A 15,196-nucleotide genomic window follows, 5' to 3' on the forward strand; every position below is an offset into this window, starting at 1 on the left:
GGTACTTTTCATGCTTACTCAAACTCCTCACCGGGCGGTCAAATCCTCGTTCGCCTGGTGGAAGCCGGTGCTGTTTTTCACCGTTGTTATTATCGGACTGTGGCTCGTGAAATGGCAGCCGTATTACGGCAAGGCATTTATCGCCGCCGAGACGCACAGCATCGGAAAATCAATTATTGCGCAGCAGGAGGTAAATCCGCTCAAAGCCGCCTGGGATTACGCGATGGTTTATTTCATCGCGGTCTGGAAAGCTGCGGTGCTGGGCGTGATGTTAGGCTCGCTGGTTCAGGTGCTGATCCCAGGGGACTGGCTGATGCGCACCCTCGGCCAGCCGCGTTTTAGCGGCACGCTGTTCGGCACGCTCTTTTCTCTGCCGGGTATGATGTGCACCTGCTGTGCGGCCCCCGTTGCCGCCGGTATGCGCCGCCAGTCGGTTTCAATGGGCGGAGCGCTGGCATTTTGGTTAGGCAATCCGCTGCTCAACCCGGCCACGCTCATTTTTATGGGCTTCGTTCTGGGCTGGCATTTTGCCCTGATTCGCCTGGTCGTTGGAATTATGACGGTGCTGGGCGTGGCAACGCTTGTGCAGCTTTGGGTGAAAGACCAACCTCAGGCCACGGACATTCCCCCGATAGCGCAAGCGATACCGCCGCAGGGTAATTTCCTGCAACGCTGGATGAAAGCGCTGTGGAGCCTGTTCTGGAGCACCATTCCGGTTTATATCATTGCTGTGCTGGCGCTTGGCGCAGCGCGGGTATGGCTGTTCCCGCATGCCGATGGCGCGGTGGGTAACACGCTGTTCTGGGTGATTGTGATGGCGGTTGCCGGCTGCCTGTTTGTCATCCCAACCGCCGCCGAAATTCCGATTATTCAAACCATGATGCTGGCGGGCATGGGCACAGCGCCCGCGCTGGCGCTGCTGATAACGCTGCCCGCCGTTAGTCTTCCGTCGCTTATCATGCTGCATAAGGCCTTCCCGGCGAAAGCGCTGTGGCTTACCGGTGGGCTGGTGACACTAAGCGGTATCCTTGTTGGCACGCTGGCGCTGCTGTAAGAAAGCCCCCTTTCTGAACTTTTTCAGCATAAGATTTGTCATCAGATTGAAACCTCGCCGAAGCGAGGTTTGAGATTGCTCACAAAGAAAGAAAAGCGTGGTGCTCATACTTTGTGGTGCAGTTCATTACGGGGCTTTAACGCAGATAATGAACGACCTGGTTGCTGCTGCCGCGCCAGATAAGCGCCGGGTCTTTCAAATCCTGCACAAACTTGCCGTCGACCAGCACGTTGATCAACTCGACTACTTCGCGCTGGGCGGCGTTCAGCTCATCCATCTTATAACCTGTCCACATCCAGATATCTTTGCCGGGGCACTCCGCCCGCACGCGCTGCACCAGGTGCAGAATATCCGCTACGTTTTGCGGATGCAGCGGATCGCCTCCCGACAGCGATAAACCCTGGCGGCGTATGCGCGTATCGTTCAGATCGCTGATGATGCGATCTTCCATTTTCCGCGTGAACGCCACGCCTGAATTAACTCGCCAGGTGCTTTTGTTGTAGCAGCCCGGACATTCATGCACACAGCCGGAAACAAACAGCGTGCAGCGAGTACCCGGCCCGTTAACGATATCGACCGGATAGTACTGATGCATGTTCACTTAGCCAATCTGCCCGTTGCCAAGGTGCTTCACGCGGCGCTTCACTTCTTCTTGCTTACCGGCGTTAAACGGACGCGCATCCGGGCTGCCCAGATACCCGCAAACGCGGCGGGTAACCGAGACGCGCGCTGCGTCGTGGTTCCCGCATTTCGGACAGGTAAAGCCTTTGCTGGTGCACTCAAACTCGCCGGTAAAGCCGCATTCGTAGCACTCATCGATTGGCGTATTGGTGCCGTAATACGGAACGTGCTGGTAGCTGTAATCCCAGACATCTTCCAGCGCGCGCAGGTTGTGCTGAATATTCGGGTACTCGCCGTAACAGATGAAACCCCCGTTTGCCAGCGGTGGATAAGGCGCTTCAAAGTCGATTTTGTCGTACGGATTGACCTTTTTCTCGACGTCCAGGTGGAAGCTGTTGGTGTAATAGCCTTTGTCGGTCACGCCGGGCACCACGCCAAATTCAGCGGTATCAAGGCGGCAGAAGCGGTCGCACAGATTTTCACTTGGCGTGCTGTACAGGCTGAATCCATAGCCCGTTTCATTTTTCCAGCTCTCGGTGGCCTCACGCAGGCGCGTAACAATCGCCACGGCTTTTTCGCGCAGCGCTTCGCTGTCATAAATATGTTGGTTACCAAACAGCGCGTTCACCGTTTCATGAATGCCGATGTAGCCAAGCGAAATAGAAGCGCGACCGTTTTTGAAGATTTCGGCGACGTCATCGTCAGCTTTCAGGCGCACGCCGCATGCTCCTTCCATATACAAAATTGGCGCCACGCGCGCTTTCACACCTTCCAGACGGGCGATACGCGTCATCAGCGCTTTACGCGCCAGCATCAGGCGGCTGTCTAACAGCTCCCAGAAGCGTGCTTCATCCCCTTTTGCTTCCAGCGCGATGCGCGGCAGGTTCAGGCTGATAACGCCGAGGTTGTTACGGCCATCGTGGACCTGCTCGCCGTTCTCGTTCTCCCAGACGCCGAGGAAGCTGCGGCAGCCCATTGGCGTTTTGAAAGAGCCGGTGACCTTCACCACCCGATCGTAATTCAGAATATCCGGATACATACGCTTGCTGGCGCACTCGAGCGCCAGCTGCTTGATGTCGTAGTTGGCATCGCCGAACTTGTGGTTGAGGCCGTCTTTGATGGCGAATACCAGTTTCGGGAACACGGCGGTTTTGCGATTTTTGCCGAGGCCCGCAATGCGGTTGCGCAGGATAGAAGTCTGGATCAGGCGCGATTCCCAGCTTGTCCCCAGCCCGAAACCGAAGGTGACAAACGGCGTCTGGCCGTTGGCGGTGTGCAGCGTGTTGACTTCATACTCCAGCGACTGGAAGGCGTCGTAGCACTCTTTTTCGGTGCGGGAATGCGCGTAGCCTTCGACATCCGGGATTTGCCACTCTTCCGCCGTTTGGCGGTGTTTTGCGAAGCTTGCCGCCACAAACGGAGCAAGCACTTCATCGATACGGTTGATGGTGGTCCCGCCGTAAATATGGCTGGCGACCTGCGCGATAATCTGGGCGGTAACGGCAGTGGCCGTGGAGATAGATTTTGGTGGCTCAATTTCCGCGTTGCCCATCTTAAAGCCGTGCGTCAGCATGCCTTTCAGATCGATAAGCATGCAGTTAAACATCGGGAAGAACGGAGAATAATCGAGATCGTGATAGTGGATATCGCCACGTTCGTGCGCCTGCACCACATCGCGAGGCAGCAGGTACTGCCTGGCGTAGTGTTTGGCAACGATGCCTGCCAGCAGATCACGCTGGGTCGGGATTACTTTACTGTCTTTATTCGCGTTTTCGTTCAGCAGCGCAGAATTGGTTTGTTCAACCAGACCACGAATTTCCTGGTTCAGACGGCCACGTTTTTCACGTGCAATATCACGGTCGTGGCGATATTCGATATAGGCGCGGGCCAGCTGCTTATAGTTTCCCGCCATCAACTGGTTTTCAACCGCGGTCTGGATCTCGCCGATATCTACCTGGCTGCGGCCTTCCATCTGAGCACGTACAATGTCTGCGACGCGGCCGCAATAATCTGCGTCATCGACTCCCGCTGCTTTAGCCGCACGAAGAATAGCTTCTTTAATGCGCTCTGAAGTGAAAGGCACTTTGCAGCCGTCTCTTTTCATCACATGCGGTGTCATGATCTCTCCGTTTAAATAAGGTTATCCACAAAGGGATGGCGGATTCCGGAAGCGCACACAGGCAGCTTCTGCCAGGGGCTTGCGGATTCAGTCCCGTTTTATCCACAGCTAATCCCCAGATTTATGCTGAGGCGTTTGTTTCCAGAATAGTCGATAAATACAAGATATGGGGGTTGGGTGCATTTTAAAGTCTATATATAGTGCTTGCACCAAAGATGTTTGCGATTTTATTGATACAGGTCAAAGTAAACCGGCCGTTGCAGGAAGGATGGGGGTTAGCGAAGTGAATTCTCCCTCATAAGAGGGAGATAATCAGACGGGCGAGGGCGTGCGCTGTTTAATTTTGCAACCAGTAAACGGCCTCATAAGGCCGCAAGCTGATCTGCCCGGGTTTGCCTGCCGCCCCGTCGTAGTTGCTCATCAATACTTGCCAGTCGCCTTCGAAAGCTTCCGGCATCCACCACTGATTATTGCGGCTGAGGTTGGTTGCCACTACCAGCGTCTGGCCCTGCCATTCGCGGCGGTAACACCACAGATACGGATGCTCCGGCAGCAGATCCTGATAATTGCCCCAAATAAAGACCGGCTGTGCTTTGCGCAGCTTAATCAGTTTCTGGTAGGCGTAAAATACGGAATCAGGCTCGTCCACCGCCGCGCTGGCGTTAATGGTTTGATAGTTATCGCACAGGCCTATCCACGGCGTACCTTTGGTAAAGCCTGCGTTTTCTCCGTTATCCCACTGCATCGGCGTGCGGCTGTTATCGCGGGATTTACTCGCGAGGATTGCCAGCAGGTTATCGCTGTCGCGGCCCTGAGCACGTAGTTCGGCATACATATTGTGACTTTCTACATCCCGATAGTCGATGATGCGGGTGAAGTGGGGATTCGTCATGCCTAACTCTTCGCCCTGGTAGATATACGGCGTGCCCTGCATGCCGTGAAGCACCATCGCCAGCATTTTCGCCGCCGGCACCCGCAGCTCGCCTTCGTCGCCGAAACGGGAAACGATGCGCGGCTGATCGTGGTTACACCAGAACAGCGCGTTCCAGGCCACGTTGTGCATCCCTTGCTGCCAGTGGTTGAAGATAGCCTTCAGCGCCACAAAATCCGGCTCCGCCAGCGCCCATTTGTGCCCGCCGGGATAATCCACTTTGAGATGGTGGAAGTTAAACGTCATCGACAGCTCTTTGCCGTCCAGCGCGGCGTATTGCTGGCAGTTGTCGAGCGTAGTGGAGGACATTTCGCCCACCGTCATCAGGCCGCGTGGGACAAACACATCGCGGCTGAACTCCTGCAAATACTCATGAATGCGCGGCCCGTCGGTGTAAAAACGGCGGCCGTCTCCTCCTTCGATATCGTTCGGGAAGTCCTGATCTTTAGAAATCAGGTTGATCACATCCAGACGCAAACCGTCCACGCCGCGATCGGCCCAGAACTCACAAACCTTTTTCAGCTCGGCGCGCACCTGCGGATTCTCCCAGTTGAGATCCGCCTGCTCAGGGGCGAACAGGTGCAGATAATACTGGCCGCTTTCCGCATGCCAGCGCCAGGCGTTACCGCCAAATTTGGAACGCCAGTTATTGGGTAAAATATCCGGCGTACCGTCGCGCCAGATGTAGAACTCACGAAACGAACTTGCAGGATTCAGCGACTCATGAAACCAGGCGTGTTGGGTGGAGGTATGGTTGAACACCATATCAAGGATGATGCGGATCCCTCGCTCATGCGCTTCGGCGACCAGCAGATCAAAATCATCCAGCGTGCCGTAGTTATGGTCAATGGCGCAGTAATTGGCCACGTCATAACCGTTATCCACCTGTGGGGAGACATAAAACGGTGTCAGCCAGATAGCATCCACGCCCAGCAATTTAAGGTAGTCGAGGCGTTTGATGACGCCGATTAAATCGCCGGTTCCGTTGCCGGTCGTATCCTGGAAACTCTTCGGGTAGATCTGGTAGATGACACCATGTTGCCACCATGGAGGCGTTGTATTCATAGCGCTTTCCTGAAGCTAAGGGGCCATTGCTGGCCCCGGTAAAATCAAACTAAAACTATCTGGGGCTGCGTCCTACACCGGTAGCAGGGTGCCCTGAGCAAATTTACGTTTATACACCGCGGTGGTCAGCACAATCGGTAAGACCACTGCAATTAGCATAGCGATAGAGTAAACCTCCCAGTAACGCGGCTGTATCGACAGGATGCCGGGCAGGCCGCCTACGCCGATACCGTTCGCCATCACGCCGCTCAGACCACACAGCAGGCCTGCGATACCAGAGCCGATCATGGCGCACAGCATCGGGAAGCGATACTTCAGGTTAATCCCGTACATCGCCGGTTCGGTGACGCCCAGATAAGCCGAGATCGCCGCCGGGACTGAAATTTCACGCTCGTTGTTTTTACGGCTGCAAATAATGACGCCCACAACCGCCGAAGCCTGAGCGATGTTAGAGAGCGCAATCAGCGGCCAGACCGGCGTGCCGCCCATGCTCTGAATCATCTGCATATCGATGGCGAGCGTGGTCTGATGAACGCCGGTTATCACCAGCGGCGCATACAGGAAGCCAAAGAGCGCCGCACCAACCGGTGCAAAACTGCCGGTCATCAGATGGCGAACCGCGAAGGCTACGCCGTCGCCAATCCAGCGCCCGAACGGCCCGATAAACGCGTGGGCGAGAAACACCGCCAGAATCAGCGAACACACGGGCACTATTACAAGATAGAGGTAATCTGGCACTATGCGTTTCAGACGCGTCTCAATAAGGCCAAGAGCGAGGCCCGCCAGCAATGCCGGGATGACCTGTGCCTGATAGCCCACCTTCGCGATGGTAAACAGGCCAAAGTCCCACACTTGCGGAATTTTCGTCCCTAAATCATAGGCGTTCATTAGCTGTGGCGAGACAAGCGTTACGCCAAGCACGATACCAAGGATAGGCGTTCCGCCCATTTTGCGCACGGCGGACCAGCAAATCCCTACCGGCAGATAGAAGAAAATTGCTTCGCCAGGCAGCCACAGGAAGTTATAAATGCTTTGCAGCGACGGGTACATCTGCGCCAGCGTCTGGCCGTTGCTCATTGGCAGATCGCCAATGACGTTGCGGAAGCCCAGAATCAGACCACCGCTAATCAGCGCGGGCAATAGCGGAAAGAAGATCTCCGCGAAATGCGAGATCAAACGCTCGTGCCACTTCATGTTCTGGCGCGCGGCAAGCTTCGCCTGTTCTTTATTCGCGCTGCTGTGGCCGCTGGTGGAAATCAGCGCCTGATAGTAATCGCCGACATTGGTGCCGATAACCACCTGGAACTGCCCAGCGTTGGTAAAGCAGCCTTTTACCATCGGCAAATTTTCGATCTCTTTCGGATTGGCAATCGCCGGATTGTTCAGCACAAAACGCAGCCGGGTAATACAGTGGCTGACGGTAGCGATGTTCTCGCGCCCGCCTACCAGCTCTATCAGCCTGTCGATATCCTGTTGTTTTACTTTACTCATTTTATAGTCCCGCATAAGGAGTAATGACCTGCCTGCAAGGGTATCGATTAATCGTCCCGGCGAAAATGGGAACGTTCCCGTTATCGGGCGGCGATCACAATAAACCGGCGATCGGGACGTTACTGAAGGGCGCCTGGGATAACGAGTTGGCGAATATTGAGGGTCTGAGTTATCTGGCCAACAAGCTGTAAAGCCGCCTGCCGACCGGCTTGCGCATAACCGGGATCGACGGTGATTATCTCCGGATGAAGGAATTTCATCAGCGGCGTGTTGCCGACGCTGGCGAGTTGTAGCGTGGTGCGTTGATGTTCCTGAAGATATTTACTGGCGCCCAGCGCGAGCGTGTCGGTCGCGCACAGCAGGGCCGTGGTTTCAGGCAGCAGCACTTCAGCGACATGCTCGTAGCCCTGTTTCATCGCCAGGCCCGGTAGCGCCACGTTCGGGGTTAGCCTGTGTTTTTTGCAGAAGGCGAGATAGGCCTCGTGGCGGCGCAAACCGGTGGTCACATCGCTGTGGGGAACGCCAAGGAAACTGATATGGCGATGCCCCTGCTCATAAAGCGCCGACATAAGAATCTCTATGGCTCCTTCATCGTCATAACATACGGAGGCGAACCCTTTGGCTTCGCGCGCCATCAACACCATCGTGGACTGCCAGGGATGCAGCATTTTTTCGGTAATGCCGGTAAAGCCAAATAAAATTACGCCGTCAACGTTGCGGCGCTTAAGCATACCCAGATGCACTTCCACCAGCTGCGGATCGAACTGGCTTTCCATCATTATCGGATCGTAGCCCTGCTCATAGAGGCCCGGCAGCATGGTCTGCACCGCCAGGTTTTCGGAGAGCGAATCCAGACGCGTTACGATAATCGCCACCACTTTATCGCTTTGCCCACGCATCGCGCGTGCCGAACGGGAAGGAGAAAAATCTTCCTGCTGCATCACCGCTTCCACCCGTTCACGCGTGCGCGCGCTGACACCGCTTTCATTGTTCAGAACACGAGAGACGGTGGACTTGCCCACGCCGCTGAGTCGCGCGATATCTTTGATGGTAAGACGGTTTTGCATCGTTCTTGTTATTCCCTGAAATAATTTGCGTGGGTTTTATACATTAAAGTAGTACCGGCCAACAAACGGCAATGGGCAAAATCTGGTTTACAAGGGGGTTAGTTTCTCAAGTGTATTATACCCGCACCTTTGTTGCGCCAGACGGTAAAAGACTTTTCTATCCGCCGCTATGGCTGGCAGTAATCTTAAAACAGGCGGGATGTGATCTGCATCGCGCCACGTTCTTGATGAATTTTTCTTCACGTGTTACCAGAGTATTTTTGCCTTTTCTGGCCCGTCATGTGAAAGGAATATTCATGTTTAAATCAATACGTTTTGGCTTATTAGCTGGCTGCATCGCCGTGGCCTGTCAGGCAAACGCGGCCCCGGCAGGGGATCTGCCGTTGATGCCCTGGCCGCAGCAGGTCAGCCGCCCGGCGGCGGAAGGCAGCCTGGTGCTGGATAATGCGGTATCGATAAAAATCAGCGGCGACAGGCTCGAAGGCGCCATAGAAAGCTGGCGCACGCGTATCGCGCAGCAAACCGGCTGGCAGCTTCAACCCGCGCAGGCCAGTCCCTCCAGCCCAACCATTGATATTCATATTAATAAAGCTGTCGATCCGCTACCCAGGCTCGGCAGCGATGAGAGCTATGAGCTAAGCGTGACCGCCGATGGGGTCAGGCTAACCGCCAACACGCGTTTCGGTGCGATGCGCGGCATGGAAACGTTGCTGCAGCTTATCCAGATCGGACCGCAAAATACTTCCATTCCTTTCGTCGCGATTAAAGACACGCCGCGCTTTCCGTGGCGCGGCATGCTGCTGGATTCGGCGCGTCACTTTGTGCCGGTTGCGGACATCCTGCGTCAACTGGACGGTATGTCGAGCGCCAAGTTTAACGTTTTCCACTGGCATCTGACCGACGATCAGGGCTGGCGCTTCGCCTCAACGAAATACCCAAAACTGCAGCAGCTTGCCAGCGACGGGCAGTTTTATACCCGGACACAGATGAAAGAAGTGGTGCGTTACGCGACAAAACTTGGCATTCGCGTGGTGCCGGAAATAGATCTGCCGGGCCACGCTTCGGCCATTGCGGTGGCCTATCCGGAACTGATGAGCGCACCTGGGCCGTATCAGATGGAGCGTCACTGGGGCGTGTTGAAACCATTGCTGAACCCCACTAACGAAGCCGCCTACAAATTTGTCGATACGCTGATCGGCGAACTGACGGCCATCTTCCCTGATGCCTACCTACATATTGGCGGCGATGAGGTAGACGACAGCCACTGGAAAGAATCCGCTTCGATTCAGTCGTTTATGCAACAGCACAATATTGCGGATACCCACGCGCTGCAAACTTACTTTAATCAACGGCTGGAGAAAATCCTCGAAAAGCACCATCGGCAGATGATGGGCTGGGATGAGATTTACCATCCCGATCTGCCAAAAAGCATTCTGATCCAGTCCTGGCAAGGACAGGATGCGTTGGGCGCGGTGGCCGCGAATGGCTATAAAGGCATTCTCTCGACGGGCTTTTACCTCGATCAACCTCAGTCCACGGCTTATCACTATCGCAATGAGATCCTGCCGCAGGGGTTAAACGGGATCGATCAAATAACTCCTGCTGATAGCGCGCAAAGCTGGTTCTTTACCATGCCGCGCCTGAAAGGCAGCCCCGTTGAGGGCAGCTTTACGCTGGTGAATAACAAAAGCGGCTGGCGAGGGTTTATCGACTTTAAAGGAAAATCCCGTCGTGCGGTACGTGATATCGAATGGCTGAGCGATCGTCAGGTAACCTTCACGGTGGATACCTGGATGGGCGAGACTCGTCCGGTGGTCACGGTAGAAAGTGACAAGCTGAGCGGTTATTTCCTGGTGGGCAATGTACGCTACCCGGCAACCGGGCAAAAGCTGGATAACGTGCCGGACGGCGTGCGGCCTGTGGTGCCGACGCCGGAACAGATGAAGAATATCCTGGGTGGCGAAGTCGCGCTGTGGGCGGAAAACGTTTCCTCCGGGCTGATTGATATCAAACTCTGGCCGCGCGCGTTCGCCGTGGCGGAGCGCCTGTGGTCTACGGAAGAGGTGAAAGACATCGATAATATGTATCAGCGCTTACAGGCGATTGATGCCTGGACGACCGTCTCCGTTGGCCTGCGCCAGCATACCGCTGCCGCACAGCAGATGACGCGTCTTGCCGGTACGACGGACATTATGCCGCTGCAGATCCTCGCTCAGGCCGTAGAACCCGCGCAGTATTACACGCGCCAGCATCTGAAGTTTCAGGCCGGAAATTATCACTACTTCGAACCGCTGAATCGCTTTGCGGATGCGTTAGGCGCGGAAAGTAGCCAGGTGCGCTCCGTCGACAGCTGGGTGGATAAGCTTATTGCCGATCCGGAAGACAACAGCAGTGCGGAATCCCTGCGCCATATCTTTGCGCGCTGGCAGAGCAATACGCCTGATGTGCTGGCGCTGATCGACGGCAATTATCAACTCAAAGCGCTAAAACCGGTGGCGGAAGGCGTTGATAAGCTGGCGGGAATAGGGCTGCGTTTAACCGATTTGGTGGCCAGGCAGGGTACGCTAAGCGGCGGTGAGCTGGCGGATATTCAGAAACAGTTCGATGAGGCGGCGCAAACCCAGGATGAAGTGGTTATTGCTGCTGTTTATCCGCTACAGAAATTATTGCGGGCGAGTATTAAGTAATTGAAAGCCGCTCTGCAACAAGAAAGGCCGCATCAGCGGCCTTTCTTGTTTCATCTTCTGCGTAAAAGATTAGCGACGAATAGCAATCGCTTCAATTTCAATTTTCACATCTTTCGGCAGACGAGCCACTTCCACACAGGAACGCGCCGGGAACGTTGCTTTGTGCTCGGTGAAGAAGGCTTCATAGGTGGCGTTTACCGTGGCGAAGTCATTGAGGTCTTTTACGAAAACCGTGGTTTTCACGATATCGCCAACCTTCAGGCCCGCTGCTTCAACGATAGCCTGCACGTTTTCAAGAGACTGACGCGCCTGAGCGGCTACGTCATCCGGCACGGTGCCGGTTTTCGGGTCGACCGGGATCTGACCGGAAGTGATAATCATGCTGCCCAGGTCAACGCCCTGAACGTATGGACCGATGGCTGCTGGTGCGTTTTCAGTGCTGATGGTACGAGAAGACATTTTCATTCCTTATCTAATTTCGGCGGATAAGCTGCGCGTCACCCGCCACTATTTGAGCGGTGGATGACGCAGACGCTTATCCAGCCTACAAATAAAACAGCTCCAGCCCATTATAGGGACGAGAGCTTAGGCGGCAATGGTTAATCCGCCAGCACCACATGGTGAGCGAATTCCTTCTCGCAATACTTACACTTCAGGCTAATATTTTCGCCGCGCTTTTTCACCGCGAATGAGGAGTAAACCGGCTCGCTGCGGCTGATGCAGTTGCTGTTCGGACAAACCAGCACTTTTTCGATGCGTTCAGGCAAAGCAGGACGGCTTTTGCCGACCACTTCATATTCGTCGATACGGTTAACGGTGGCGTGCGGCGCGTACAGCGCCAGCTGGTTTACCTGCTCGTCGGTGAGGAAAGTGTTCTCAATTTTAATCAGGTCCTTGCGGCCCTGCTCGCGGGAGGGCAGGTTCAGGCCGATGGTGATACGTTGCTCGGTTTCGGTCAGCTGAAACAGCGTCAGCAGCTTAAAGCCTACCTGCGCCGGGATATGGTCGATAACCGTGCCGCGCTTAATGGCTTCAACCTGTAATTTGTTATCGTGCGTCATCTCTTTTTCCTCTCACTTAAGCCAGTTCGCGATTCAACACCAGCGCCAGCAGCGCCTGGCGAGCAAAAATGCCGTTGCCTGCCTGCTGGAAATACCAGGCGTGAGGCGTTTTATCCACATCGGTGGTGATTTCATCCACGCGCGGCAGCGGGTGCAGGACTTTCATATTTTCGCGGGCGCCTGCCAGGTCTGCCGCACGCAGCACAAACTGGGCTTTTACGTTGGCGTATTCAGACGGGTCGAGGCGCTCTTTCTGCACGCGGGTCATGTACAGAATATCCAGCCCGGTCACCACGTCGTCGATGGCTTCGTGGCAGCTCCACTCAATCCCTTTCTCATCCAGCATATCGAGAATGTACTTCGGCATGGCTAATGCATTCGGCGCGATAAAGTAGAAACGGTTGCCGCTGAATTTCGCCAGCGCCTGCGCCAGGGAATGCACGGTGCGGCCGTACTTCAGATCGCCAACCATCGCGATATGCAGGTTTTCCAGGCGCCCCTGCGTTTCCTGGATAGTAAACAGGTCGAGCAGCGTTTGGGTTGGATGCTGGTTCGCACCGTCGCCCGCGTTCAAAATCGGCACGCTGCCGGAAAATTCAGTCGCCAGACGAGCCGCACCTTCCTGCGGGTGACGCATCACAATGGCGTCGACGTAGGTGCTGATAACGGAAATGGTATCCGCCAGCGTTTCGCCTTTTTTGCCAAGCGAGGTGTTGCTGCTATCGGAGAAGCCTACAACGGATGCGCCCAGGCGGTGAATGGACGTTTCGAACGAGAGACGGGTGCGCGTAGAAGCCTCAAAGAAACAGCTGGCGATAACTTTGTGCTTTAACAGCTCGGGCTGCGGGTTCGCTTTCAGTTTTGCCGCGGTAGACAGCACCAGTTCAAGCTCTTCACGGCTGAGATCGTTTATGGAAATGATATGTTTTTGATATAGCGGGTTAGCCATGTTTATCTCCTGTTCTCGGGCGTCGGGCAAAAAAAGGCCCCTCAACGAGGGGCCTTTGGAATTGATTGCAGCAACGGAAAGAAAAACGAGGCGCGTCGTCTTTCAGACGACGAAGTGTGGCAGTTTTTTCAACACACTGAACCATGCTTCCTCCCGGCAAATTGTGGCGCATTATACTCGCGTGTATGCACACTTCAAGCGGTAAATTTCCACAGCTATGCAATCAGGCGAGGTTGAACCTTCTTTGGCGATAAATATGCGTTAGCACAGGTTTCGGTGAAAAAGCCGTGGCGATGAAAAGCGAAGTTTCGTATAAAAGGCATTAATAAAACATTGTTTCAAAATGAGATTGAGCATCATGATTATCGGCAACATCTATTCTTTGCAAAGCTGGCTGCCAGAAGAGCTGCGCCAGGCGATTGAACACGTCAAACAGCACATTACTGCGCAAACGCCGGTCGGCAAGCATGATATCGACGGAAACCGGCTGTTTATGCTGGTCTCTGAAGACGCTACGCGGCCCGTCGACGAACGTAAGGCCGAGTTCCATCGGCGCTACCTGGATATTCAAATCGTGATGCGCGGACAGGAGGGCATGACGTTCAGCAGCCTGCCTGCCGGCAAACCCGATACCGACTGGCTGGAAGATAAGGACATCGCGTTCCTGCCGGAAGGCGAGCAGGAAAAAACGGTTGTGTTAAGCGAAGGGGATTTTGTGGTGTTCTATCCAGGCGAGGTGCATAAGCCGCTGTGCGCAGTGGGTAAACCGGAAACCGTGCGCAAGGTAGTTGTGAAAATGCTGGTTGGGTAAGCCGGCATTACCCTCATCCTGGCCCTTTCCTCAAAAGGAGAGGGAACTGACCGGAAACGCTTGTTTCATCCTCGTCCCGGAGGGACAGGAGCCAGCCTGAGATACTTATTTCTTCTGAGCAGGAACCAGCCTGAGAGACTTATTTCTCCCTCGCCCCTGTGGGGAGAGGGCCGGAGTGAGAAGCATTATTTAACCAGCGTCGCTACCATTACCGCCTTAATGGTGTGCATGCGGTTTTCCGCCTGATCGAATACCGCGCTGCATGGCGATTCAAACACCTCATCCGTGACTTCCATTCCGCCCTGCAAGCCATACTGTTCCGCCATCTGTTTGCCGAGCGTCGTCTGGTCATCGTGGAAAGCCGGTAGACAATGCAGGAATTTGACCTGCGGATTACCCGTAAGCTTCAGCATGGCGCTGTTCACCTGATAAGCGCGCAGCAGCGCGATGCGTTCAGCCCATTTTTCTTTGGCCTCGCCCATAGATACCCACACGTCGGTATAAATAAAGTCCGCGCCTTTCACGCCGACAGCAACATCTTCGGTCAGGGTGATTTTGCCGCCGGTTTGTGCAGCCAGCGACTGGCATTCGGCTACCAGTTTTTCATCCGGCCAGCAGGCTTTTGGCGCGACAAGGCGGAGATCCAGCCCGGCCAGCGCGGCGGCTTCCAGCATGGAGTTACCCATGTTGTTACGGGCATCGCCGGTATAGACCAGCGTCATCTCGTTTAATGCTTTGCCGGGCAGATGTTCCTGCATGGTCAGCAAATCGGCCAGCAACTGCGTGGGATGGAATTCATTAGTCAGACCGTTCCATACCGGCACACCGGCAAATTCAGCCAGGGTTTCGACAATTTGCTGGCCGTAACCGCGATACTGAATGCCGTCGTACATTCTGCCCAGCACGCGGGCGGTATCCTTAATTGATTCTTTATGCCCAATCTGGCTACCGCTTGGGCCGAGATACGTGACGCGAGCGCCCTGGTCATAAGCGGCAACTTCGAAAGAGCATCTTGTACGGGTTGAGTCTTTTTCGAAGATGAGCGCGATGTTTTTACCGGCAAGTAGCTGAGTTTCCATGTCTTTTTTCTTATCGGCCTTGAGCTTTGCGGAAAGGGCTAATAATTCATGCAGCTGCGCAGGGGTAAAATCCAGTAATTTAAGAAAGTGCTTTTGATAAAGGTGACTCATCTTTTCCTCACATGGCTCATGCCACTTATTGAATTAAAATTCAATTTATATGTATGAATATTCATTTGCAACCCCCGCGCCGCAAATCTTTCGCGGGAAAGGTGGAGGCAAACCGATGCGTGTGTGAAAATAGAAGTATCTGCCGACACA

Annotated in this window: 13 protein-coding genes; 3 read left to right on the forward strand and 10 right to left on the reverse strand. The window is 54.7% G+C overall.

Annotation, left to right across the window (positions count from 1 at the left end; genetic code table 11):
* Positions 1–10: 10 nt before the first annotated feature.
* The gene (locus E2L00_RS09080; protein WP_167610133.1) at positions 11–1,054 is read left to right on the forward strand and encodes a permease; all 1,044 of its coding nucleotides are present in this window, start codon (positions 11–13) and stop codon (positions 1,052–1,054) included.
* Between the two features lie 136 nt (positions 1,055–1,190).
* Here the strand turns inward: E2L00_RS09080 and nrdG are convergent, their stop codons facing one another.
* The 5 genes from nrdG to treR form a co-directional block, all read right to left on the reverse strand.
* Positions 1,191–1,655, reverse strand: coding sequence for an anaerobic ribonucleoside-triphosphate reductase-activating protein (nrdG, locus tag E2L00_RS09085; RefSeq protein ID WP_167610136.1), 465 nt, complete (start codon positions 1,653–1,655; stop codon positions 1,191–1,193).
* Complete coding sequence (nrdD, locus tag E2L00_RS09090) at positions 1,656–3,794, reverse strand: anaerobic ribonucleoside-triphosphate reductase (protein ID WP_167610139.1); 2,139 nt, start codon at positions 3,792–3,794, stop codon at positions 1,656–1,658.
* A gap of 337 nt (positions 3,795–4,131) precedes the next feature.
* A complete protein-coding gene (gene treC / locus E2L00_RS09095; protein ID WP_167610142.1) occupies positions 4,132–5,790 on the reverse strand; it encodes an alpha,alpha-phosphotrehalase in 1,659 nt (552 codons plus the stop codon).
* Positions 5,791–5,862: 72 nt separating this feature from the next.
* The gene (treB, locus tag E2L00_RS09100) at positions 5,863–7,281 is read right to left on the reverse strand and encodes a PTS trehalose transporter subunit IIBC (protein ID WP_167610145.1); all 1,419 of its coding nucleotides are present in this window, start codon (positions 7,279–7,281) and stop codon (positions 5,863–5,865) included.
* Positions 7,282–7,400: 119 nt separating this feature from the next.
* A complete protein-coding gene (gene treR / locus E2L00_RS09105; RefSeq protein WP_167610148.1) occupies positions 7,401–8,348 on the reverse strand; it encodes a trehalose operon repressor TreR in 948 nt (315 codons plus the stop codon).
* A 296-nt stretch (positions 8,349–8,644) separates the two neighbouring features.
* On the opposite strand from treR, the gene E2L00_RS09110 reads away from it, so the two are divergent.
* Entirely contained in the window at positions 8,645–11,035 is a 2,391-nt protein-coding gene (locus E2L00_RS09110) for a beta-N-acetylhexosaminidase (protein ID WP_167610150.1), read from the forward strand.
* Positions 11,036–11,104: 69 nt separating this feature from the next.
* On the opposite strand, the gene ridA is transcribed toward E2L00_RS09110, so the two are convergent.
* The 3 genes from ridA to pyrB all read right to left on the reverse strand — a co-directional run bounded on the left by ridA (position 11,105) and on the right by pyrB (position 13,045).
* Positions 11,105–11,494: a 2-iminobutanoate/2-iminopropanoate deaminase gene (gene ridA, locus E2L00_RS09115; protein WP_167610152.1), complete on the reverse strand. Its 390-nt coding sequence runs from the start codon at positions 11,492–11,494 to the stop codon at positions 11,105–11,107.
* Positions 11,495–11,634: 140 nt separating this feature from the next.
* On the reverse strand, positions 11,635–12,096 hold the full coding sequence (pyrI, locus tag E2L00_RS09120; protein WP_167610154.1) for an aspartate carbamoyltransferase regulatory subunit: 462 nt from the start codon (positions 12,094–12,096) through the stop codon (positions 11,635–11,637).
* Between the two features lie 16 nt (positions 12,097–12,112).
* A complete protein-coding gene (pyrB, locus tag E2L00_RS09125; protein ID WP_167610156.1) occupies positions 12,113–13,045 on the reverse strand; it encodes an aspartate carbamoyltransferase in 933 nt (310 codons plus the stop codon).
* A gap of 358 nt (positions 13,046–13,403) precedes the next feature.
* Here pyrB and E2L00_RS09130 point away from each other — a divergent pair, with 358 nt between their 5' ends.
* Positions 13,404–13,856, forward strand: a complete 453-nt coding sequence (locus tag E2L00_RS09130; RefSeq protein ID WP_167610160.1) for a NanQ anomerase/TabA/YiaL family protein — start codon at positions 13,404–13,406, stop codon at positions 13,854–13,856.
* Between the two features lie 185 nt (positions 13,857–14,041).
* Here E2L00_RS09130 and argF read toward each other — a convergent pair whose 3' ends face one another.
* Together argF and argL are read right to left on the reverse strand one after the other, a co-directional pair.
* On the reverse strand, positions 14,042–15,046 hold the full coding sequence (argF, locus tag E2L00_RS09135) for an ornithine carbamoyltransferase (RefSeq protein WP_167610163.1): 1,005 nt from the start codon (positions 15,044–15,046) through the stop codon (positions 14,042–14,044).
* Positions 15,043–15,111, reverse strand: coding sequence for a putative translational regulatory protein ArgL (gene argL / locus E2L00_RS21945; RefSeq protein ID WP_420808845.1), 69 nt, complete (start codon positions 15,109–15,111; stop codon positions 15,043–15,045). The genes argF and argL overlap by 4 nt, the downstream gene beginning before the upstream one ends.
* Positions 15,112–15,196: the final 85 nt, after the last annotated feature.

The organism is Cedecea colo (assembly GCF_011808225.1).
GTDB lineage: Bacteria > Pseudomonadota > Gammaproteobacteria > Enterobacterales > Enterobacteriaceae > Dryocola > Dryocola colo.

Coding starts and splice junctions, on each gene's coding strand:
- E2L00_RS09080 (WP_167610133.1), top strand. CDS start 11: ATGCTTACTCAAACTCCTCACCGGGCGGTCAAATCCTCGTTCGCCTGG.
- nrdD (WP_167610139.1), bottom strand. CDS start 3,794: ATGACACCGCATGTGATGAAAAGAGACGGCTGCAAAGTGCCTTTCACT.
- treC (WP_167610142.1), bottom strand. CDS start 5,790: ATGAATACAACGCCTCCATGGTGGCAACATGGTGTCATCTACCAGATC.
- treB (WP_167610145.1), bottom strand. CDS start 7,281: ATGAGTAAAGTAAAACAACAGGATATCGACAGGCTGATAGAGCTGGTA.
- treR (WP_167610148.1), bottom strand. CDS start 8,348: ATGCAAAACCGTCTTACCATCAAAGATATCGCGCGACTCAGCGGCGTG.
- E2L00_RS09110 (WP_167610150.1), top strand. CDS start 8,645: ATGTTTAAATCAATACGTTTTGGCTTATTAGCTGGCTGCATCGCCGTG.
- ridA (WP_167610152.1), bottom strand. CDS start 11,494: ATGTCTTCTCGTACCATCAGCACTGAAAACGCACCAGCAGCCATCGGT.
- pyrI (WP_167610154.1), bottom strand. CDS start 12,096: ATGACGCACGATAACAAATTACAGGTTGAAGCCATTAAGCGCGGCACG.
- pyrB (WP_167610156.1), bottom strand. CDS start 13,045: ATGGCTAACCCGCTATATCAAAAACATATCATTTCCATAAACGATCTC.
- E2L00_RS09130 (WP_167610160.1), top strand. CDS start 13,404: ATGATTATCGGCAACATCTATTCTTTGCAAAGCTGGCTGCCAGAAGAG.
- argF (WP_167610163.1), bottom strand. CDS start 15,046: ATGAGTCACCTTTATCAAAAGCACTTTCTTAAATTACTGGATTTTACC.